Origin of the sequence: Enterococcus sp. BWT-B8 (assembly GCF_020567625.1) — a bacterium.
GTDB lineage: Bacteria > Bacillota > Bacilli > Lactobacillales > Enterococcaceae > Enterococcus_L.
On sequence record NZ_JAJDJV010000009.1, the window covers coordinates 59389 to 80911 of the forward strand.

Annotated in this window: 25 protein-coding genes; 12 read left to right on the forward strand and 13 right to left on the reverse strand. The window is 34.5% G+C overall.

What is annotated here, in order from left to right:
- Positions 1–75: 75 nt before the first annotated feature.
- Genes LI951_RS09720 through LI951_RS09745 form a run of 6 tightly spaced genes read right to left on the reverse strand, consistent with a single transcriptional unit; the run spans position 76 to position 5776 of the window.
- Positions 76–702, reverse strand: a complete 627-nt coding sequence (locus tag LI951_RS09720; protein ID WP_229441998.1) for a hypothetical protein — start codon at positions 700–702, stop codon at positions 76–78.
- A 23-nt stretch (positions 703–725) separates the two neighbouring features.
- The gene (locus LI951_RS09725; RefSeq protein ID WP_229441999.1) at positions 726–1175 is read right to left on the reverse strand and encodes a TIR domain-containing protein; all 450 of its coding nucleotides are present in this window, start codon (positions 1173–1175) and stop codon (positions 726–728) included.
- On the reverse strand, positions 1165–2175 hold the full coding sequence (locus LI951_RS09730; protein ID WP_229442000.1) for a thymidylate synthase: 1011 nt from the start codon (positions 2173–2175) through the stop codon (positions 1165–1167). The genes LI951_RS09725 and LI951_RS09730 overlap by 11 nt, the downstream gene beginning before the upstream one ends.
- Positions 2172–3830, reverse strand: a complete 1659-nt coding sequence (locus LI951_RS09735; protein WP_229442001.1) for a nucleotide kinase domain-containing protein — start codon at positions 3828–3830, stop codon at positions 2172–2174. The genes LI951_RS09730 and LI951_RS09735 overlap by 4 nt, the downstream gene beginning before the upstream one ends.
- A 55-nt stretch (positions 3831–3885) precedes the next feature.
- A complete protein-coding gene (locus LI951_RS09740) occupies positions 3886–5037 on the reverse strand; it encodes a helix-turn-helix domain-containing protein (protein WP_229442002.1) in 1152 nt (383 codons plus the stop codon).
- Between the two features lie 31 nt (positions 5038–5068).
- Positions 5069–5776, reverse strand: coding sequence for a DUF5986 family protein (locus tag LI951_RS09745; RefSeq protein ID WP_229442003.1), 708 nt, complete (start codon positions 5774–5776; stop codon positions 5069–5071).
- A gap of 369 nt (positions 5777–6145) precedes the next feature.
- Here LI951_RS09745 and LI951_RS09750 point away from each other — a divergent pair, with 369 nt between their 5' ends.
- The 3 genes from LI951_RS09750 to radC all read left to right on the forward strand — a co-directional run bounded on the left by LI951_RS09750 (position 6146) and on the right by radC (position 8023).
- The gene (locus LI951_RS09750; RefSeq protein ID WP_229442004.1) at positions 6146–6607 is read left to right on the forward strand and encodes a hypothetical protein; all 462 of its coding nucleotides are present in this window, start codon (positions 6146–6148) and stop codon (positions 6605–6607) included.
- Positions 6608–6621: 14 nt separating this feature from the next.
- On the forward strand, positions 6622–6921 hold the full coding sequence (locus tag LI951_RS09755) for a hypothetical protein (protein WP_229442005.1): 300 nt from the start codon (positions 6622–6624) through the stop codon (positions 6919–6921).
- A gap of 457 nt (positions 6922–7378) precedes the next feature.
- Entirely contained in the window at positions 7379–8023 is a 645-nt protein-coding gene (gene radC, locus LI951_RS09760; protein ID WP_229442006.1) for a RadC family protein, read from the forward strand.
- A 261-nt stretch (positions 8024–8284) separates the two neighbouring features.
- Here the strand turns inward: radC and LI951_RS09765 are convergent, their stop codons facing one another.
- Positions 8285–8560, reverse strand: a complete 276-nt coding sequence (locus tag LI951_RS09765; protein ID WP_229442007.1) for a helix-turn-helix domain-containing protein — start codon at positions 8558–8560, stop codon at positions 8285–8287.
- Positions 8561–8774: 214 nt separating this feature from the next.
- Between LI951_RS09765 and LI951_RS09770 the strand changes: the two genes are divergently transcribed.
- The 9 genes from LI951_RS09770 to LI951_RS09810 all read left to right on the forward strand — a co-directional run bounded on the left by LI951_RS09770 (position 8775) and on the right by LI951_RS09810 (position 16708).
- Positions 8775–9620 carry a hypothetical protein gene (locus LI951_RS09770; RefSeq protein WP_229442008.1) on the forward strand — a complete coding sequence of 282 codons (846 nt, stop codon included), beginning with the start codon at positions 8775–8777 and terminating at the stop codon, positions 9618–9620.
- 47 nt (positions 9621–9667) lie between these two features.
- The gene (locus LI951_RS09775; RefSeq protein WP_229442009.1) at positions 9668–9925 is read left to right on the forward strand and encodes a hypothetical protein; all 258 of its coding nucleotides are present in this window, start codon (positions 9668–9670) and stop codon (positions 9923–9925) included.
- A gap of 157 nt (positions 9926–10082) precedes the next feature.
- Entirely contained in the window at positions 10083–10664 is a 582-nt protein-coding gene (locus tag LI951_RS09780; protein ID WP_229442010.1) for a hypothetical protein, read from the forward strand.
- Positions 10630–11004, forward strand: a complete 375-nt coding sequence (locus LI951_RS09785) for a hypothetical protein (protein WP_229442011.1) — start codon at positions 10630–10632, stop codon at positions 11002–11004. Before LI951_RS09780 ends, LI951_RS09785 begins: the two co-directional genes overlap by 35 nt.
- A 110-nt stretch (positions 11005–11114) precedes the next feature.
- Entirely contained in the window at positions 11115–12404 is a 1290-nt protein-coding gene (locus tag LI951_RS09790; protein WP_229442012.1) for a CAP domain-containing protein, read from the forward strand.
- Between the two features lie 1935 nt (positions 12405–14339).
- Complete coding sequence (locus LI951_RS09795) at positions 14340–14576, forward strand: hypothetical protein (protein WP_229442013.1); 237 nt, start codon at positions 14340–14342, stop codon at positions 14574–14576.
- Positions 14577–14687: 111 nt separating this feature from the next.
- The gene (locus LI951_RS09800) at positions 14688–15176 is read left to right on the forward strand and encodes an antirestriction protein ArdA (protein ID WP_324254784.1); all 489 of its coding nucleotides are present in this window, start codon (positions 14688–14690) and stop codon (positions 15174–15176) included.
- 111 nt (positions 15177–15287) lie between these two features.
- Positions 15288–15686, forward strand: a complete 399-nt coding sequence (locus tag LI951_RS09805) for a hypothetical protein (RefSeq protein WP_229442015.1) — start codon at positions 15288–15290, stop codon at positions 15684–15686.
- Between the two features lie 62 nt (positions 15687–15748).
- Positions 15749–16708, forward strand: coding sequence for an IS30 family transposase (locus LI951_RS09810; protein ID WP_229442016.1), 960 nt, complete (start codon positions 15749–15751; stop codon positions 16706–16708).
- A gap of 9 nt (positions 16709–16717) precedes the next feature.
- Here the strand turns inward: LI951_RS09810 and LI951_RS09815 are convergent, their stop codons facing one another.
- The 6 genes from LI951_RS09815 to tpiA form a co-directional block, all read right to left on the reverse strand.
- Positions 16718–17071, reverse strand: coding sequence for a hypothetical protein (locus tag LI951_RS09815; RefSeq protein WP_229442017.1), 354 nt, complete (start codon positions 17069–17071; stop codon positions 16718–16720).
- Between the two features lie 137 nt (positions 17072–17208).
- Complete coding sequence (locus tag LI951_RS09820; RefSeq protein WP_229442018.1) at positions 17209–17559, reverse strand: hypothetical protein; 351 nt, start codon at positions 17557–17559, stop codon at positions 17209–17211.
- Between the two features lie 27 nt (positions 17560–17586).
- Entirely contained in the window at positions 17587–18228 is a 642-nt protein-coding gene (locus LI951_RS15235; RefSeq protein ID WP_229442019.1) for a papain fold toxin domain-containing protein, read from the reverse strand.
- Positions 18229–18360: 132 nt separating this feature from the next.
- On the reverse strand, positions 18361–18711 hold the full coding sequence (gene tnpB, locus LI951_RS09830) for an IS66 family insertion sequence element accessory protein TnpB (protein ID WP_229442020.1): 351 nt from the start codon (positions 18709–18711) through the stop codon (positions 18361–18363).
- 435 nt (positions 18712–19146) lie between these two features.
- On the reverse strand, positions 19147–20445 hold the full coding sequence (gene eno, locus LI951_RS09835) for a phosphopyruvate hydratase (protein ID WP_229442021.1): 1299 nt from the start codon (positions 20443–20445) through the stop codon (positions 19147–19149).
- Positions 20446–20600: 155 nt separating this feature from the next.
- Positions 20601–21356, reverse strand: coding sequence for a triose-phosphate isomerase (tpiA, locus tag LI951_RS09840; RefSeq protein WP_229442022.1), 756 nt, complete (start codon positions 21354–21356; stop codon positions 20601–20603).
- Positions 21357–21523 lie beyond the last annotated feature (167 nt).

Consider the following 21523-nt stretch of genomic DNA (forward strand, 5'->3'; position numbering starts at 1 on the left):
ATAGTAAAATAATATTGCTATTGACTAATTTTATAAAAATTACTTTTCTGTATCACCTATATTAATGAAAAAAAGTTAGCTTATACCATCATATCTTTGGAATCCAGAAGTAAATTTTTCTGGATATCCCATTAATTGATTGCTATCAAATTGATGTATCCAACTTATAAATTCATCAATAAATTCCTTATCATCATTTTCCTTAATATTTTTATAATTCATTCTGACATTAGTTAATCTTTCTAAATTTGGTGGAAGCTTAACAGCATTTTTACCAAAATACCAAAATTTATTTGAGATCAAAACTTTTTCTCCACCAGTATCTCTGTTTAGATTGTGCATATTGGGTTCACCATTCTCATAGCTATGATGAGAATCAAGTTGTTCTATTTTTCCACTCTCATTAGTGTGATATATATTATCACCATATTTTTGTTGTATACTACCATTCATTACTGGCTTTTTTATTTGAAATCGACTATCCTTCCAATACTGATCGAAAGTTAGGATTTCATCTACTTGCATAGCACAAATTATCTTCCCTTTATAGATACTTGAAGCTGATCCTATACCAACTACCCAATCTCCAACTTCCGCACGTTTTCTCAGCATAGATTTGCAGGTAGCTAGTGTACACACACCATAAAATGGATTTGGAGCGAAACCATAGTCTCTTTTTACAATATAATGTGATAGTTTCATTTATTATCTATCCTCCATTCAAATTAGCAGCTCGATCTATGAATACTATCATTTGGCAAAGGTGCTCCAGTAGGGTCATCCCAAATTGGAACAGTTCCATTAACAGCTTCAGCAGCCTTATCCATTCCAACAGCTGCTGATCCAAAAATTCCACCACTATCTGGCAATGAGCCTGCTTCTTCCAAGTAAATAAAAACTACTCTTTTCCCCAGCATGCCAGCCTTTTCGACACACCAATCAATCCATTTAACTTCAGCTGTATCTTTACCCACCAGCACTACAACAATATCAGACCATTTAACATTTTCTTCAATAACTTTTTTCATTTTATCTGAAATATTACTGTTTGAAGAAAATAGCCTATACACTTCATCACTGTTACGAAAAGTATGTTCAACGCCTAAAGTCCTTGGCAACTGATTGATACCTTTTCTATCTTCTCTGCTATACGCTACAAAAATTTTATTTCCCATCTTCTCTTATCTCCTTTTTTTCTTGGCTCCAATTTTCCCAAAGTTTTACATACAATTCATTTGAGCAATTAGATAAAATCAGCTCGCATATTTCACTATATCCAAGTTTATCAGCTACATAGGAACTTATAATACGCATCATATTACAGTATCCTTCTTCTGGTTGATTTAGTTCAGAAAGTTCTAGCAACTTTTCTTTACTTAGATTTTTTCGAGTAAGAAGTTTCATATTATCAAAAATTTGTGAAATTAATTTATCTGATTTTTCTTTTGTTACTCTTAAGTCATCTGTATTTTTTACCTCTAGAGGAATCTGTGCACCAACTTTTTCTTTATCTCTATCGTACAAATGTAAACTATCACTAAAGTGACAATATGATCCAATTTCCAAGCCTAACCATCCAGCCATTATTTCTTGAATACTTGTAAACTGAACAAAATTATATGGTAATCCAAGTAAGAGATCATTACTTCTCATAATCTGAGTCCACTCCAGCTTTCCATTTCTCACCTTTAATAGAGAACAGACATTACACGGGATATCCTCAGCCCTGGGTTGTCCATCAGAATCTGGAAAGTCTCTATCAGGGTTCCATATAGAAATTACTGTTTGTCTGCTTTCTGGATTATTTTTTAGTGCTTCATACGCGCTATTCAACTGATCAAAACCATAGGATTTCCTAATTCTTTCGCCATATGCTCCATAATAAGTATCTCCCATACCAGCGTACTGTTTCAACGCAGGATTCCAATAATTAATAACCTTTGAATCATTGCTACCAGCCAGTATCCAAATCACTTCTGCTAAAGCAAATCCAATGCTTATTGCAGGTACTCGACTAGATACCCATCTTTGTTTCGGATTATCAACTTGCATAATTACATGTAAAAGTTCAGCTGTCTCACCAGTACGACTTTTCACACTATTATGAGTCTCTTTCAATTCTTTTTCTGCTTGAATCCACACATCATCTACCGTCTTACCTTGATAAGAATTCACCGATCTACCCTCTCCCTTTTTATACTTTCATTAATCCCCCATTTAGGCGGAAAAAAGTATTCAATATTTTCTCTATTACTAGCTCTGAACATTTGTTTAATACGAGTATTTTTCCCTTGGTTATATTCTGGATGTTTCACTCGAGTATATTTATCAGTTTCACAAAATATATTCTGGCAATCAATCAATTGTAATTTTCGTCCCCATAAATTTGAAAACTCAAGGTTTAACCTACTTATTTCTTTTTCTTGTTTATCTGCCATCCACTTAATGACATCTTCATAAGTATATTTACCTCGAGACTCGAAACACTTATCAATACCTCTCTTGGCACCTGGTCCTGCTATCACGAAAGACATCTCATCAAAATCACAAATTGGACTATAATTTATATCAATTGCTAGTTGAAAAGCAAGAAAACTTCCCAAAGTAGGGTAGTTTAACAGTAAATGATATAGCTCTTCCAAAGAATTACACTCTTTTATTTTATTTAACAAATTATCCTTTAACATATATTCTAATAGTTTAAGATTATTTTGATGTTTTTTAGAATGATTAAAAGAACTGACTCCCGATGGCATAATATATGCTGCGGAGTATATTTTCTTATTTTGTCCCAATTCATCCAGAAAGATTTTATTATAGACGTCGAATGAGTATGTTCTGTATGAAACTGTACCTAATTTTTCTTCTAAAGTTTCCCATGTTTCAATCTTATTGAACAATTTAAATAACAATATTCTAAACAAAATATCCTCTTCATCATGCGCCTGTCTAGTTTGATATATAACATTTCTAATTAGATACTGACTTACTCTATCTGAAGCTCTATACACATTAGTAAATTTGTATTTACTTAAGATATAATCTTGCGACCAAGGAAAATTTTCATTGTTAAATCGAGCGAAAAAAATCTTTTGCCTTTCTGCAGTAAATTTCCAATATTCTGAGTAGATTGGTGATTTAATTAAAGCAGAAGAAGTATTAATTTTTTTAATGGTTTTACTTTTTTTGGGAGTACTATCACCAAAGAGATCCATCTGTAACCCTTTACAATTTTTCAAAATCTCACTCACAATTTTATTCGAAGTCTGTATTATCGTAGAATCATTACTTATATTATGAACTAAATATTTTTGAGAGTTACTTGCAATTTCTCTATATTCATCTATTAATCGTTTCTTTTCCTCGGTAACAACTTGTTCAGATGACTTCCTCTCCAAATAGAATACTTTGTTTACGTGTATATTTTCCCAATATTTAAGCTCTGGAATTAACAAGTTATTTAGTTCTTCTTTGTCAATCCCAGAGGCTACACCATAGCAAAAGGTCGACCACCAAAATCTATCCAACAAAATTAATTTTCCATTCTTCAAATCTGGAATAAGTTTCTTTTGAAGTAACTCAATATGAGCAGCGACGTGTAAAATTTGTAAGCTGATAGGATTGAGCTCCTCTTTAAAATACTTGCCTTGTTCATGATGTATATCATAGACAAGCCCACCTAAAGTCCCCTCTTCTTTACCAGGAAAACTGTATTTAGAAATATCATAGCCCTTTAGCTCTAGCTTCTCTGAAACTTTATCCATTACTGATGACTTACCAACATTGTCAATTCCTTCAAAAATATAAATTTGACCGCCATTTTCATTCAAAATAGTTACTCCTTCTTCTATACTAACTTCATTCTTAATAGTCAGACCTAGTATTTTACTTCAAATCCATTTTCACTCCAACACTAGCAGAGTTTACTAAATAACCTTTTTCTAGACCACAAATTTTTTCTATAATCTCATTGGACAAAAAAACACCATATTTTCTAAATATTTCGCTTGAAATAGCTTCTCGGTTGATAATATCGTTATCTACTAAAAGATCCAGTGATTGCTTTAATGCCACTGGTCGCATAGCTTGCTTAGTATCATCATATGGTTCATTTTTTCTCCATTTCCGATAATTAATTTGTTTTTGAAGCTTTACAAATTCATCAGAAGAAATTAGTTTGAGTGCTTTAGCTCGCATAATTAATGTCCCTATGGAGACAAACCATATTCGCTTCAAACCTAAATACGATTCAATTTTAGCTAAATCTAGCCCTTGAACGCTTTTAATAAATGCATCTTTTGGTAGTAGAAATGAAGAAGCAAAGTTATTCGCACGTTGTTCCATTTCCTTGTACTCATCTTTTTCTAATTCTTCAGGATCGTTGTTCCCCTTATCTAAAATCCAATGTCCTAGCTCATGAGCTAAACTAAATTGTTGCCTGTAGAATGAATAATCGTCTCCTTCAATCATAACAATATAGTATTCACGACCATTTATATTGGCACTTCCGCCTGAAGCATCGACTTTGTTATACTCATTTTTTACGACTGAAATAACAAATCCTTTCTCTTCCATTAATCTCATAATATCGACAATAGGTGTATCCTCTAATCCCCAGTTTTTACGAAGATCCAAGGTAATTGACTCTACATCATCTAAATCTGAAATATTATGGTTTTCTATAAGCTCTGGAAAAGAAATAAATGCTTCAAAATAATCTCGAATTATTGCAGCATATTTTTTATCATATGTTACAACTTCTTTTTCACCTTGAACTGCTGTTAATTGACTACGAAAATAAGTTCCTTCATCTTTATATTCAAACAAATCTTTTGAAAAGAAAAACTCCCTTGGAAATCCTAACGTTTTCATTAATGTGAATGTTGACTCTAGCGGAGGAGTAGCCTTACCATTCTCATATTTTGAAACCATTTGTTTAGTAACACCTAGTTCTCTAGCAAGATCTGTGATAGACAATCCTCTGTATCGTCTAGCTTCTCGTAAACGACTCCCATTAAAATTGCTGTCTAAAACCATCTTCAATTCCTCCAATATTTAGTTAAAATTATCACTTATTATTTTCTGTAATCTCATTATTATTTTCTTTTAAATCTACTACAGACATATCTGTTTTCTTGATTCCTGGTTTAAGTCCTACAAGTAAATCTTTTTTGTCTACTGCTTCTTGATTTATAATACTTGTATAATCAGTACTTATAGCATCACTATAATCTGTTACTTCTACGTAATTGCCTTTACTATCTAAAAATAGCTCTTCAGCCCTAATTGCTTTACCATTAAATTCGTCAATAGTAAAAATTCGTACTTCTTTAATTTTTCCACAATATTCACCAAATAATTTTATATTTATTTCATTTCGTTTTTCCTTGAACTCATCTTCAAGGAGTTCTAATTGCACATTATTACTTTTATCATTTGCAGATTCATTAAACCCTAAAGCGCAGAGCACATAATGATATGGATTATCTTCACAATTTTTAAGAATAAGTTTGATATTTTTATCCTTAAAAAAAAAATATAGTTCTCCTTCTGAAAAAATACCAATGAATTCCCACAAAATTGATCTTGACGCTCTAATTATCTCAAAACCTAATGAGTCAGCAACTTGACTGATTCGCTTGAATCTTAAATCCCAAGCAGTCATTGCACGTGAATTATATGTGATAAATCCATTATCATCCTTGATTCGCTTTTGATCTGTTTGGCATTCTTCAGAAAAAGCAGCTACTATTCTTCTTTTTTCATCGCTATTCAATACACTTACACCTCAATCCTACATATTATTACATCTTATTTTAGCAAAAAAACCAAAAAAGTCAACCGCTCTATTCACGAATGAAGTTTTTCCTTTAAAAGTTCCTTAAAGAAAACGAGAAAAAGAACCATTCATCCAATTAATTTCTAAATTCCCCTCTCAGATTTTTTATAAAATCAATTTTCTGAATATGGGATTTAATTAAAGAAAATAGAGAATTTAGACTTAAGGATGAATAGGAACTGTTCGTAACAACTATATATAGTTGTAAAACAAATAAAACTCTGATTCCACACACTATATATTGATCGACACATTGAAAACATCAGCTATAATAGACTTAAACAACTACAGAAAGCAGGAAACTATATGAGCAAAATTGGAGAACAGCTAAAAGAACTAAAAGATGGAACCCGATACAGCTTTAAAGGTACCTTCCAACACAATGGATTGAAATCAACTGATTATATTGATAAGATGGGAAATACTCGCTATCAGCCCACTTTTATGCTGACTGATATATATCAGATTGATACCGATGGAAAAGAACATTATGTTGCAGACCACCTTTGGATGAATCTTACAAAGTTATTCTTGAAATATGGATGGTTAGAAAAAGGTGATCTCGTACAATTTGATGGTAAGGTTGTTGAATATATGACCCAAAGGAAAAACGATTTTAAGATTGAACGTCCTTCTAAAGTCATCATCACAAGATCAGAAGTAACACTCCCTCACACAGGCAGCCTTAAAAAATTGAGCAAGAAATTAACCTACAAAATAGACCTTACACTGAAGCAAGAGATATCATGTTATCCTTCTTTAGCTTAAATAAATTTCACGCATTGGAAAAGAAGTGGAGAGATATTCAAGCATATGTCCTACTCGATAAACAGCTCTTCACAAGAGACAGCTTTAGAGAATGCTATTACACTAGAGAATCCATGGTTGAATTACACCATCAATATCTGCATGGTAAAATTTTAGTCGAAAAATTTGTTTATAACGGAAAACCTATTCAAAAAAATTTAATTACAGAAAATGAAATTAAATCTTACTTGTCAGAATACACTGAACAGCTTACCGAACAAAGAAAACTACGAGAACAAGCTTATGAAGACGGACTGGAAAGCTATTATTTTTAACTCTTTCCTTTTTCTCGCTCATCAAGTCAACAAGATTACTCAAAATTACAGTTAATTACTTAAAAAATACACTTTTCAATCCTCTAATCCCCTGTAAACACTCACTTTTTTGATGAATTTACACTCATTACACTTTTTTATAATAAAATATATAAAATTGTATCTATGAGTGTATATCGAAATAAAATAAGAACTCCCAAAATATGTAATTTTGTAATTCCAACATAAAACCCATTAAAAACACTACCATATCAACCTTTTAATGATTACAGTAAAAGGTAATATTTATTACAAAAATACACTCCTATCCCTTATTCTAAGTTGCACGAGAATCAAGAAGAAGCTATCTACGCTACTCTGTTCTTACTTTCATCCTCAAACCTTTCTTTTATAAATCAATGCAAGCCATGCTTGCCAAAAAGAGGAAGTGAATAAAATAGAAAAGGAATGATGGATAATGACAGTATCAATTGAAAACACTCTAAAAAAGCAGTCAATAACATCTAATATATTTAACAATCGAATAAGAACGACAAATTTTAATGAATTAAGTACTCAAGAGTTAATTGAACTTTCCTTTAATTTGAAACCTTCTGAAGCTGCCAAGCTGCTAGAAAATACAGATGATCTAACAGACTTAAAGGATGTACTTACTAAATTTTCACCAAATAAGGAATTTCAATTTAAAGCAAGCTTTGAATTATCAAAGCGCATTTTGCAGTTTGATATGAAAAAGGAGAAGATAACAAGCTCGTATGGACTTGCCCAACACTTAATTCAAGAAACACGTGATTTAGAGCAAGAGCATTTTATTCTCCTAACTTTGAATACTAAGAATCAAATTATCAGGAAGCGGACATTATTTATTGGAACGTTAAATCAAAGTATTGCACACCCTAGGGACATCTTTCGGGAAGCAATAAGAGATAATGCTGCCCAAATTATCATTGCACATAACCATCCATCAGGAGATCCAACACCCAGTGAAGCTGACTCCGTATTCACATCCCGACTAACAAAAATTTGCGAACTGGTTGGAATACAAATGCTGGATCATCTCATTTTAGGAGAATCCACTTATTACTCCTACGCTGAAAACTAAATATCATTTTTAAGCAATTTGACAGAACTTGACACGTATATTAAAATTAATTTTACTCAAAAATATTTACTAATAACGAAATTAATTCATGAACTTTTGAGCTATTCACAAATCAAAAATAATGTTGTATTCTAGCCTTAGCTGTTTTAGCTAGGGCTTTTTTCGATGTCAAAAATCCTCTAATTCAGCACATATGAAAGTGATGATTGCTTAGATTTAAACAAAAATAAAAAGACTACGAATTGTAATCTTTGAATTTTTCTATTCAGATAAATCGACGATATTTTCAATCAGCTTAGTCATTTTTTCTCTTTTTGGTGAACCTTTGACTTCTCGCATTAGATGGGCTAACGCGGGATCATCACTTTCTAAATCTAAAAAACTAAAAAATTCAGACGGTGTCATCTTCAAACCAGCAATAATTTTGTCCAAGGTATTCAATGTAATGTTAATTTCATTACGTTCCACTCTACCAAGATAAGTGTCATCTATCCCGGAAGATTGAGCTAATTCAGCCAAAGTCATTTTTTTGTTCATACGATAAGCTCGTATTTGCAATCCGCTCATTTAGCACACCATCACCTTCTTTCAATTTAATGATATATCCTCACAGATAAAAAAATAAGATGACAAATGTATTCTTGCAACCTACAATATGATATATATGTATTTATTTTTGGATTTAAATACATATTGGTATGGTAACTGAGTAATTTCAATACTGTAGAAACCAAAACAAGGAGTGATTGAATTGAAAAAAATAGTAATGACAGCAATAATTTTTTGTGGACTTGCTCTGACAGGGTGTAACGGCGGAAATACTGATAAAGGACTCCCAGCAACTGGCGGCGAAAGGCATACCGCAATTCCTGAAGAGACACCGATTAGTGAAGCATTCAACCAAAAAGATCAACAAATTTGGTATAGTCTATCTCCAAATGATGGTACACCTGGTAAGGATTCAATCCCTACGATTTATGTGTTTCAAGATGGAAATGCACAAGTTTATAAATCTAATGGCTTAACAATGAGCAAGATCACTAAAATGTCTGATGGCGAAATCATTAAAAACATTAAAGAGTCTGAAAAATCTGAGCTGTCTGATTCAATTGATAAGAGAATACAGGAGTTGAAACAAGATAAGGAAAGGGATCAAAAAATGTCTGAACCGCTTTTAAATAGTTCTCAAATTGATGCCGCCATTGCTGCACTCGAAAAAGCTAGAACGACCAAACTAAAAGTTGAACCTCAGCCATACACGTTAAATATTGAGACAGATTCAACAGGAAATAGAACAGAAAGAGAATCACTCACTTTTGATACTTATTTTATTAGCTTACCTGACTATTCTATGAATGAAATAGGTGATGAATATTTTTCAGATACCGTTGAACTAAAAGAAAAAGATACTGAAAATTTATATTTTTCTAGTGGTTATGCAAAATTTGAAGTATGCGACCAATGGTTTACTGGTGTGTATTTAACAGGATTAGGTAAAGAGGGTAATTATTTTGTCACACGTGATCCAGAAAAAACTGGAGAACTTTCTTTCATTTTAGACCAACCAGGAGCGAAGGGGGTGACAATTGATGAGTAAAATTATCTATCGTACTCATAGCTATTTTTTCCCAGCAGGTATTTTAAATGACTAAATCTGAGGAGTTTATGATGGAATTACACGACTTCAAACAAATTTGTGATTATGAACGCCAATCTGCTGACTATGAAAAGAAATGGATGGAAATTGAAAAGCAAATCGGAGCTCTTTCGTTAGAGATACGCGAAAAAGAAGTACAACGTCGTTTTTTAGAAGAATATCGTGACTATATTGAATCTCTTCAAATAGCTTCTAATGATTATGCTCAAGCAATTCGTGACAAAGCATTGGACGAGAAACTGTAAACCATTTTTTTGATGTTCTTCACATTAATTTAAGAATTTATTATTAAGAAAACGTACAAAAAGGAGACGATTTAATTGGAAAAAATATGTATTAAGTCAAAAACGGGAAGTATATTAATTAGCACTTACAGATATTCTCATTTTAAAGGATTCAAAAATGAGAAATAATGCAGAGCACGGAAAATTCATATATGTTATTTCACAATTGCTATTTGCTGGACTTCTACAGCTTATTTTATGGATATCCGTAGGATTAAAATTCGTTTATATCAGGCTAAAAATTTATAAGCTATATCAGCCCTACTTTTATTTAAGAGTATTTCCAATAGCTCTCATTGTTTTGATTGTCAGTGAATGGATGATGCTTTTCTTTTTGGATTATACCAACGGAGCTCCACTGGGGTACAGTGCTGTCTTTTTAGTTCTCTATGCCTTCATGGTAGTGGGCTGTCTATTGATATTCTCATCACTCTCACGCAATGATATTTTTTCTAATAAAAGACTTCGCTTTCTTCTTATTGGGTTTGGTAGCTTATTTATTGGTATGTCTATTAGAGATATTCTTCCGCGTTCTATTTGCGTAGCAGCATTTTTTCTCTATCTAATTGTTAATATAGCTACCGCTTCTAGCGATCAATCCATTTTCCAACAATTGCCTCTGCTAAAGAATATGCATAATTATTGTCAGCAGCTTTTTAAAGAAGATGAAGCGAGTAAAAAGCATTGGTTTCATAGATGAAGCTGTTGCTGTTACGTTCGTTTTTAGTTTATTCATCTTGTTCTTTCCTTTGGGAGAAAATCTATTTAAAGAAATTATTTTAAAAATTGTGACTATTTGCCTTATTTGGTTTTATGTGGTGACATATCCCTTTGCTGCGGGAATGTTAATGCGCTATGGTTGGTCAAATAAGATTCTTCAATTTTCAAGTGCTCAAGGCATTGCATATTCGTTAACACAAACAAAGAATGGCTTCATCAAAGATTTACTGAATACAGAATTTTTTACGACTTCTACTGCTGTTCCCTACACCTATACAACAAGCCAAAATTATTACGAACAGCTGGCTACGTCTTATTGAGAGGATTTATCTTCTTAATCAGTCCATTTCTATTTCCATCCTTATTTTTTATCGAGCTGATTAGATACTCTAAAACAGGATGAAAGGATAATCAAAAGGAGATTATTATCATGAAACCAAAATTTAAAACATTAATCGTAACAACATTAACCATCTTAGCACTAAACATTTTAACCCCCGTAGCAACTTTCGCTGCGACATGGAATGGGGTATCAGGTGTATCAGATGCTACTGTAAACTCAATTACAGCTTATGAGAATGAAGCAGCGAGCTACGATTCACAAATCATTACATTGACTAACGCTATCAATATGAATCAAGGTGCAATCACTGAAGCAGAGAAAACGATTAAATTTCATCAAGACACAATTAATTCCAACGCATCAGAAGCAACAAAAGCCGTAGCACGTAAAGGTATTGAGCAAGAGCAGCTTAAAATCGAAAACAACCGTAATCCCATGAATCAACGTATCGCAGAACGTAATCAATTGTACGCATTGCAAAATCAAGCATTAGCAAACGCTGCAAATGCACGCGCTCAAGCAGATGCTGAAGCAGCAGCCATCACTGCACAACAAAATACAAACAATAATGTAGGTAATTCAAGCGGTGGCAACACAGGTGGAACAAGCAACTCTGACACAGTACCAAGCGAAACAACACCGCCAGGATCAACAAAACCATCAGAGTCTACCGAAGAATCAAAGTTGCCTGAAAAAGATAAAAATAAGGATAAAGACAAAACAGAAGAATCGAAACCTAAACCAGACAAGCTAAAAGACGAAAATGAAGCTGGTGATATCGTCATTGACAACAAAGACGATATCAAAGATGAACTAAATGACTTCGATCACAGTAAAACTATTGAAGACTTAATCAAAGAAAACGATAACGGCACCTATACAGTAACCGAAGAAGCCATGCGTAAAGCAATCTTAGACAAAATCAATATGTATCGTGTGGCAAACGGACTAAGAGAAGTTGCTGTATCTGATGCTTTAGTCGATTATGCAGCAGCAAAAGCTGAAGATCACAAGAATGGTTTAAAACATGTACGATCAAAAGAATCTAATGAAGAATACGCAAAAATAGAATCTTTATTGCCAAATGTATTATTCATCACAGACGACTTAGCAACATTCCAAAGCGACTTTGACTCACGAGAAGTAAAATCAATGGAAGCAGCTTTAAAATTGGCTGACAAAATCGCAGAAGGAATTGTAGGTGAGTACGGAGGTTTTCTATCAGATGGTCACAAATTCGACATTCTTGACCCTAATGCTGTATTAGCAAACCTAATGTTAACCTCAGCACAAAAACGATACATCGATGCGTGGACAGGCGAAACAAAATACACGACCATTTGGTATTTAGCTTATGTATATACAGAAAACAAATAACCTATCTTAACTTCTATATGAGTAGAAACGTTTAACTAAATAAAATAGTTTCTTTGACAGACCAATCCTAATTTCGAGATTGGTTCTTTTTTTAACACCAGACAAACCCATTTCCTCGCAAATCAGAGTACGAATAATACATTTATCGCTTACTCTCATCATTCGTATTTGTCCTGACTGTTAAAGAACCCACCTCAAAACCCTGCAAACCATCGGGGCAGTATCTCGCTGTATTAGACTTGATATAATTGCCCCATTCTTGTTATTTTATCCCCCTGCTTCATTTTTACAGCAATTTGCTACCATTTTGCTGACTTTTTGAAGCAATTTTACAGCAACACACCCTTATTTTTGTGACGAAATTGTAGCAACCCTTTCTTTTTTATTAGACCCTTGTCATAAGACACGTTCATCTCTTGATTCTTACCGTCATTCCTTCATTGGGTCCCCTTCCTTTCGGCTATCCCCTTGGTATCACTGCGTTTTCCGGCTCAAGTCAGCCCAATAAAGCCATGAGATACTAGGCTTCAAAATGAGCAGAGAACCTCTTCACCTCGACTACTTTCTTAGTAACCTTTTCAGTGTCCGACTCGGCTCAGCCCTCTCTCATTTTGTACACCCACTACATATTTTAATAGGCTTGCAGCCAGCTCTTTCGTAATGAATTTCGTGCCGAAATCCTGACCACCTTCGGGACGTATTGTAAGATGCTTCACTACGTTACGCTACCGCCTTGTGCACGATCAGGGCGTCACTTCGTTCTCGCCCTAAAAGTCATTTCATCAATCGACTTTCTAATATTGCAACACCTATACAGTGAATTTTTTGATACTCCTCGACATGGCGCTACGCTATTTTATTGAGAAACGCTCGATACTCCCTGTACAGCAGAAGACCCTTCATTTTTGCAATATTATACTCCTAGATTTAACGGGGCAATGCGGCTTACAGCCTGCCCCAGACGCCTGATACTCCTGAGACGCCTCAAAATCACCGCAGCGATGCTCGCTGTGAATGGCGTTATATCAACGATTTTAAATATCAGGCGTATGATGTTGCAAAATCGGTACGCCCAAGGAAAGAGCATAAGGGGGATGTATGTACAATCAAAACTTCGTTTCAATTGTCCAGTCAGCATAGCTGACCATCCCCCTCACTGCGTTTCGGGTGCTCTTTTGTTGTATTTCATTGTCTAACGACAAATGAAATCCTAACAAAAAACGGAACAACATTTATGTTGTTCTATAGGAACTTCACTTCAAACAAAATTGCTTATTAACACAAAACATGAACTCATTACATCTTCACAACAACAAATACAACGTATGTACACAATGCAATCACACACAAAAGAATGGACTGAAAATGATCTTAAAATCCTATTGTGTAATTCGCAGCGAGTGACAAAGCAACCTAATAAGAAACAATGTGAAACACAAGCCGATTAGCAACGAATGATAATAGATCATCTGAAAATCATTGCCTGAGCTTTGTTATTTTGATAACAAAACAAATTATTGGAAGCAACGATGTACCATTGCTAATGCTGTGATAAATCACAGCCAAAAAAGTGAATGCACGAATAAAAAAGAAAGTAGTGATAAAAATGAAACGACTTATTTCTTTACTAAACTACTCCTACGATGGACGTAAATCTCAAAGAAGATTTTTACTAGCACTTAATACTTATCTATCTATTAAGCTAATCCAATTTATTAATTTTCTATTCTACTCACCTCAAATTCAGCCAATGCCATCAAATATCATACAAGCTATTCATTTTGCACTGATTCTTTTTATTGTCATTTGGTTCTTTGCAATTAGACCATTACGGAGTGTAAAAAGAATGCAATGGAATTTTCTGACTATCACACTTCGTTGGAAATTAGCATTACTTACACTTAAAGTAGAACAAAAATTTAAGGAGGTGATTCAATGATTTTCGATACAAATTATCCACGTTTTAATGATGTTTTTTGGATTAATCAAGGCGATAATACTGTTCACGTGATTGAAAAAGAGAATAATTTATTTGCAGCAATTCATGCTGGTGATAGTGATTCCTCAATTATAGAGTGTCTTTCATTAAGTGCTGAAAAGACTTATGCAGAGCAAGGCTTCAAAATTTGGATACCAAGCATAGTTCTTACAGATGACGAGCTATTACCTTAGTATTAAATCGCTTAACAATGCGGAGGGGGGGGGTGAATGGAAATGTTAGTAACTGAAGCTATGATATTAGAAGCAAATGGACACCGATTTGGTGGAGATAGTGAGTATTGAATTTACTTAACTAATTTGAAAGCCTACAACGAAGGTTTTCTATTAGGCGTGTATCTACATTTCCCCTTCGATCAAACTGATTTAGACGAAGCATATGAGGCAATTTATATTGGAAATGAATTTATAGACGAGTTTGGCTATCCTTATGAGGAATACTTTATCACCGATTATGACGCTCCCTTTTCTGTAGAAGAGTATGATTCGCCAAAATCATTAGCAGAAAAGTATGATCGTTTAGAAGAATATATGAACTACCCCGAAGATGTTGTTCAAATAATTGCAAGTCATGAAGGTGAAGAGCTCACTATTTATGAGCTTTATGAGGGTTCAACTGATGAGGAAAAACTGGGGTATGTTTTAGTTGATGACGGACTAATAATCGTTCCAGAGCATTTACGAAATTATGTTGATTATGAAGCCATTGGTCGAGACTATGCACTTAATACCAATGGTGATTTTGCTGAAGATTATTTTAACGAATTTTTATAAGACAGCTAAAAATGATTATAATTAGTATTTTTTTACTCCTTTGTTCCCCTCTTCTTTCTATATGCAGTATAATATAATTGAGAGTATCTGAAGGGCAAAGGGGATAAAAAGATGTTTGATCACAAGGCTTATTTACAAAAAAATGATTCCATGACTTTTGATGAAGCAGTGGAAATTTACAATTCGATTTTTAAAATTCTGGAATGTAACGATGAATACTTGCATGAGTTGTGGAAAGAGGTCATAGATTCAGCATTGGTCTACTCTAATATGAGAGTAAGTTGGAATTACTTTTCTCGTGAAGAGAAGCATGAAAAAGATAATTTACGAACTAGCTATCACAATACGTTTATGATCAATTTAAAAGCATTTCATAAATTGAGCGAACAACTAAAATTAGATGGCAATTGGATAAAAAAGTTAGGCTCGTCAGAGAACAGAAAACGTTGGGGCGATTTTGCAGGGTACATTTTATGTATCGCCGATAGTAAAATTAAGCTAGACAACTAAATAAGTCATTTGTGCTACACTCAAAATAGTTCCGTCCAAAGAATTATAAGGAGTGAAGACAAATGACCTATACTCATCTTACTACAGACGAACTAGTTTTAATAGAATCTTATTTCAATACCCAGCAACCTGTTGCACAAGTTGCTAAACGCTTAGGACATGCTCGTCAAACCATCTATAAGGTGTATCATTTTCTAGCAGCTGGACATACTGCGCTCGAATACTACCAACAATACAAGGCGCACAAATCCCGTTGTGGTCGTCGGTCCATTGTTTTACCTGATGAACAAAAAGACTATATTCAGACAAAAGTAACTCAAGGGTGGACGCCAGATGTTCTGATTGGTCGTGGTGAGTTTCCAATTGACTGCTCGATTCGAACCCTCTATCGGATGTTTAGAAAAGGCCTCTTTGATTGTTCCTTCCTACCGTTGAAAGGAAAACGAAAGCCTAATGGTCAGAAGGAAAAACGTGGAAAACAAGCCTTTAGACGGACGATTGACGAAAGAGAACAGGAATATCCTCATTTTTGTAAAGAATTTGGCCATTTAGAAGGTGATACGATTGTGGGTGCTCATCATAAACGTGCTGTCATTACGCTAGTTGAACGCCAATCAAAAGCCATCGTCACACTCAAACCTAATGGACATAAAGCCAAAGATATCGAAACAACTTTGAACGAATGGTTTAGCACATTTCCTAAAAATCTCTTCAAATCAATTACGTTTGATTGTGGAAAAGAGTTTTCGAATTGGAAGAGTATTTCTAATAAGCAAGACATCGATATCTATTTTGCGGATCCAGGAACTCCCTCTCAACGCGGCCTGAATGAGCACTCAAATGGGCTGCTTCGAAAGGATGGACTTCCTAAGCAAATGGATTTCAATGAAGTTGATGAGGCATTTGTCCAATCGGTTGCCTCAAAAAGGAATCATATTCCAAGGAAATCACTGAACTATCGAACCCCCATGGAAGTATTTTTGAGTTATATGGATGATGAGGTGGTGTCTAGCTTAATTTGACAAATGAAACTAGAAAAAACTATATATCTGGATTATTTTTATGATAGTCATCGAAAAATTCTTTACTGGCTTCAAAAAACAATTCCATAGCTTCTTTGTCCGTCTAAGCAGCTTTTTGAAACCATTTATACCAAAATAATTCATCATATTTTTTTTTCCAAATTTTTCTAACATCCATTCTTCTGTCCATCTGCTAAAATTACGCTTAAATACTAAATCAATATCTTCTATTAAATCTGTTCTCATAACGGCACTTATTCTTCCTAATAAAAAATGATATAAATAATCAATCCTTATTTCAGCTATATACATTTTGGGTCTTAATTGAACACTAGTTATTAATTTTTCAACATTGCGATACATTACTTTACTCCCTTCAATTTATCTTATTCAACTAACCATACATCTGCATACGCCTTGTCAACTATTTCCTGAAATAGAACTCTCTCATCCGGCCCAATCTTACATCATACTAGATCTCTGTAATACAGTATCAAAAATTAGGTCTTCGAATTATCTTTATGATATTCATCAAAAAATTCTTTACTAGCCTGAAAAAAATTTTCTACAGCCTCCTCTTCTGTTTTTGCAGACTTTTGAAAAAGGTAATACCACGGACCAACTTCTGTGCTAAAATCTCTATCTAAATTTATTAGTATCCAATTTATAGACCAATTATTAAATTCCCTTCTAAATATTGTATCAATTTCTTCATTTATTTCAGTACCTTGTGCACATAATAGATAACCTGTGAGGAGAAAATAAAGATTATCAATACGCATTTTTTCTATAAACATTTTCGGCCTTAAATTAATATTCATTATAGTTTTTTCAATATTCATATAGTACATTATCATGAAATCTCCTTCTGTCTTAAGTCAATTTACTGATATCCCTCCGACTATGCCAATACCTAGATCCAGTAACCACTCATCGTAGTTCATTCCATTTAGAGTTAAATTATCATACACCATATCACCTACTTTAATTGCATCATGATATCCTGTTTTACCAATTAACTCCCCTTGTTTATCAGAAAATATCCCTGCATCACTTTTCACTTTCAATCGTTTATAATCTATTCCAGCTTCCTTCAGTAATTCCTCTAATGCATCCGCAAACTTATCACACTGTCCATTTTTCTTATACTCACTTGGCACTTGATCAACAAGCTCTTCAATGTTGCTACTTAAATTGCTGATATCCGGATCCCAATTATGTCCATTCCCTAAATTACCAACTGCTGATACAAGAGATAATGTTCCATGCCCAGCTACCATAGTTGACACACCCACAGATATCGGAATCAGAGTTAGTGTTGTTCCTCCTGTAAATGGCGACATCCCTACACTGAAGATTGATCCTACACTGAAAATTAATCCCCCTCCTAGTACTTCTGCTACTCCAGTAACTAGACTTAACACATCTCCTGTATATTGACCAATTACATAGGCTTTACTTTTTTCCCACCAGTCTTGGAAATACCCCACTCGATCTGTTCCAAATAGGTAATCTAACACTGGATAATACCTATTATTTATGCACCATTCAGAGATTAATCCCTCAATAAAATCCCCCATATTCGTTACAAATGATCAACTTAGATCCACTATTTATTTATATCATAGAGAGAGAAAAGAAGAAACGTTTTTTTAGGTCAGTATCCCAATTTTAGCAGGACGAATTTTCTGATAAATGGAGAAGCCGTGAAACAACCACTCAATCTGCTGAGGAGAAAGCTTCTGAGCTTCTTCTGTTGAACGTGGCCACTCCAGTCGTCCCTGATCATAGCGTTTATAAAGTAAATAGAAGCCTTCGCCATCAAACCAGAGTGCTTTGAAACGATCGGGTCGTCTTCCGCAAAAGAGAAAGACAGAGGATTCAAACAGATTGAGTGCCAATTTTCCGGAAACGCTCGCAGAAAGACCGTCAATTCCTTTGCGAAGGTCCGTATAGCCACAAACTACATAACAAGTATCTACTCGGGAAAAATCAACGAACATAGGTTATTCACTCCTTTAAATTGAGAAAGAATTGTTTCACAGAGGAGAAAAAAGAGTAGCGGAGAGGAGGGAGAACACGGAGAATATAAAACAGAAGAAACAATCTCTTTCTTTGATAATCTTAGTATAAAGATTGTTTCTTTCAATTGATATGCGTTGGTTTATTTCTCGCTTACCGTTATCCGACGCTTACCTATCATTTCTGTGTACAGCAAAAAACACCATCCTTTCTCTTAGTCAGAGAAAAAACAGTGTTTAATGATGATTATTGGTTATAATTCGTACTACGTCAAATATCCAGTACTGCTAATTAGAAGCAAATTCAAGTTAGCAATACATTCTTTTACATAGTACGTAACTATTGGTCTACCTATAACTTTCAAAATAGATTACTTAACTAGTAGTCATAAGAATCCTTTTATACCAAGTGATTTCTTATTTATTCTTCAAGTTGTAGAAAGATTTAAGACCTTTATATTCTGCAACATCACCCAATTGGTCTTCGATACGTAATAATTGATTGTATTTAGCAATACGGTCAGTACGTGAAAGAGAACCTGTTTTGATTTGTCCTGCATTTGTTGCAACAGCAATATCAGAGATTGTAGAATCTTCTGTTTCGCCTGAACGGTGAGAAACTACTGCAGTGTAGCCAGCTTCTTTAGCCATTTCGATTGCTTCAAAAGTTTCAGTCAAAGTACCGATTTGGTTAACTTTGATAAGGATTGAGTTAGCAATTCCTTTTTCAATACCTTCAGCTAATTTAGTTGTGTTTGTTACGAATAAATCGTCACCAACTAATTGAACTTTATCGCCTAAAGCTTCAGTTAATTTTTTGAAGCCGTCCCAATCGTTTTCATCTAAACCATCTTCGATAGAGATGATTGGGTATTTTGCACATAATTCTTCGTAGAATTTGATCATTTCTTCAGTTGTTTTTTCGCCTTCGCCAGAATCAGCTAAAACGTAAACGCCTTTTTCTTTATCGTAGAATTCTGAAGAAGCAGCATCCATAGCAAGAACAATATCTTTACCAGGAACATAGCCGGCTTTTTCGATTGCTTCGATAATCACTTCAAAACCTTCTTCGTTAGAACCTAAGTTAGGAGCGAAACCACCTTCATCACCTACTGAAGTAGCCAAACCTTTAGATTTCAAGATAGCTGCCAAAGCGTGGAATACTTCCGCACCATAGCGTAAAGCTTCTTTAAATGTTGGAGCACCTACAGGCATAATCATGAATTCCTGGAAGTCGATACTGTTGTCAGCATGAGATCCGCCATTGATAATGTTCATCATTGGAGTTGGCAGTACTTTTGTATTGAATCCGCCTAAGTAGTGGTATAGAGGTACTTCAAGGTAATCCGCAGCAGCACGGGCTACAGCGATAGAAACACCAAGGATAGCGTTCGCACCCAATTTACCTTTGTTAGGAGTTCCGTCTAATTCGATCATTGCTTTGTCGATAGCCATTTGGTCACGAACATCGTAGCCAATGATTGCTTCAGCAATACTGTTGTTTACGTTGTCAACTGCTTTAGTAACCCCTTTACCTAAGTAACGAGATTTGTCGCCGTCACGTAATTCAACCGCTTCATATTCACCAGTTGAAGCTCCTGAAGGAACCATTCCGCGTCCAAACGCACCGCTTTCAGTGTATACTTCTACTTCGATTGTTGGGTTACCACGTGAGTCAAGGACTTCGCGTGCATATACATCAGTAATAATTGACATGTTTTGTCTCTCCTTTGAATTGTTTTTTATACTAAGGGGATTCATTCCCTTAATTACGATTGTAGTGAATTTTACAAAAGGAAGCAATGAAATTTTACTATTTTTTCAAATAAGGCAAAACTTCCTTCAAAATAATAAATAATTTTCAGTGAAGTTTATTTAACAGCATCAAGTAAAGCTAGGAATGAATCTGCTTCAAGACTTGCTCCGCCGACTAAAGCACCGTCAACGTTTTCTTTCGCCATATATTCAGCAATATTTTCAGGTTTTACTGAACCGCCGTATTGGATACGCACACTGTCAGAAACTTCCTTACCATATAATTTTTCAACTGTTTTACGAACTACGCCACAGATTTCGTCAGCGATGTTTGCATCAGCAGATTTACCGGTTCCAATTGCCCAGATTGGTTCGTAAGCAATAACAAGATTGCTTACTTGACCATCTGTTAAGCCTTCCAAGCCGGCAGTAATTTGTCCTTCAATCCATTCAGCAGTTTTACCTGCCTCATAGGTTTCCAAAGATTCACCACAGCAAAAGATCGGAATCATGCCGTTAGCGAAAATAGCTTTCGCTTTTTTATTGATTTCTTCATCTGTTTCATGGAAATATTCGCGACGCTCAGAGTGACCGATAATCACATAGTCAACTCCTAAGTCAGCTAAAGCTTGAGGAGATGTTTCTCCTGTAAATGCTCCTGCATTTTCCCAGTAGCAATTTTGACCTGAGATTTTTAATTCTGTCCCTTTTGCAGCTTCAACTAATTCCTGTAAAAATAAAGCCGGAGAACCGATTACTGAATCAACTGCATCATTTGCAGGGATTTTTGTTTTCACTGCTTCAGCAAATTCTTTTGCTTCTTTAGCCGTTTTGTTCATTTTCCAGTTACCAGCGATAATTGGTTTACGCATTGAACAGCACTTCCTTTTCTATTGTTTATCTGAGCTTCCTAAATCAAGCCTGTCGACAAGGCATAGTACCTTGCTTGAGGATTACCCGATTCTTTCAGCTTTTATTATTGTCCAGCTGTACAGATCAACTTCTTCGATGATAAGATAAACCATCTATACTGACAGAA

Coding starts and splice junctions, on each gene's coding strand:
- LI951_RS09720 (WP_229441998.1), bottom strand. CDS start 702: ATGAAACTATCACATTATATTGTAAAAAGAGACTATGGTTTCGCTCCA.
- LI951_RS09725 (WP_229441999.1), bottom strand. CDS start 1,175: ATGGGAAATAAAATTTTTGTAGCGTATAGCAGAGAAGATAGAAAAGGT.
- LI951_RS09740 (WP_229442002.1), bottom strand. CDS start 5,037: ATGGTTTTAGACAGCAATTTTAATGGGAGTCGTTTACGAGAAGCTAGA.
- LI951_RS09750 (WP_229442004.1), top strand. CDS start 6,146: ATGAGCAAAATTGGAGAACAGCTAAAAGAACTAAAAGATGGAACCCGA.
- radC (WP_229442006.1), top strand. CDS start 7,379: ATGACAGTATCAATTGAAAACACTCTAAAAAAGCAGTCAATAACATCT.
- LI951_RS09765 (WP_229442007.1), bottom strand. CDS start 8,560: ATGAACAAAAAAATGACTTTGGCTGAATTAGCTCAATCTTCCGGGATA.
- LI951_RS09775 (WP_229442009.1), top strand. CDS start 9,668: ATGACTAAATCTGAGGAGTTTATGATGGAATTACACGACTTCAAACAA.
- LI951_RS09780 (WP_229442010.1), top strand. CDS start 10,083: ATGAGAAATAATGCAGAGCACGGAAAATTCATATATGTTATTTCACAA.
- LI951_RS09785 (WP_229442011.1), top strand. CDS start 10,630: ATGAAGCGAGTAAAAAGCATTGGTTTCATAGATGAAGCTGTTGCTGTT.
- LI951_RS09790 (WP_229442012.1), top strand. CDS start 11,115: ATGAAACCAAAATTTAAAACATTAATCGTAACAACATTAACCATCTTA.
- LI951_RS09795 (WP_229442013.1), top strand. CDS start 14,340: ATGATTTTCGATACAAATTATCCACGTTTTAATGATGTTTTTTGGATT.
- LI951_RS09805 (WP_229442015.1), top strand. CDS start 15,288: ATGTTTGATCACAAGGCTTATTTACAAAAAAATGATTCCATGACTTTT.
- LI951_RS09810 (WP_229442016.1), top strand. CDS start 15,749: ATGACCTATACTCATCTTACTACAGACGAACTAGTTTTAATAGAATCT.
- LI951_RS09815 (WP_229442017.1), bottom strand. CDS start 17,071: ATGTATCGCAATGTTGAAAAATTAATAACTAGTGTTCAATTAAGACCC.
- LI951_RS09820 (WP_229442018.1), bottom strand. CDS start 17,559: ATGTACTATATGAATATTGAAAAAACTATAATGAATATTAATTTAAGG.
- tnpB (WP_229442020.1), bottom strand. CDS start 18,711: ATGTTCGTTGATTTTTCCCGAGTAGATACTTGTTATGTAGTTTGTGGC.
- eno (WP_229442021.1), bottom strand. CDS start 20,445: ATGTCAATTATTACTGATGTATATGCACGCGAAGTCCTTGACTCACGT.
- tpiA (WP_229442022.1), bottom strand. CDS start 21,356: ATGCGTAAACCAATTATCGCTGGTAACTGGAAAATGAACAAAACGGCT.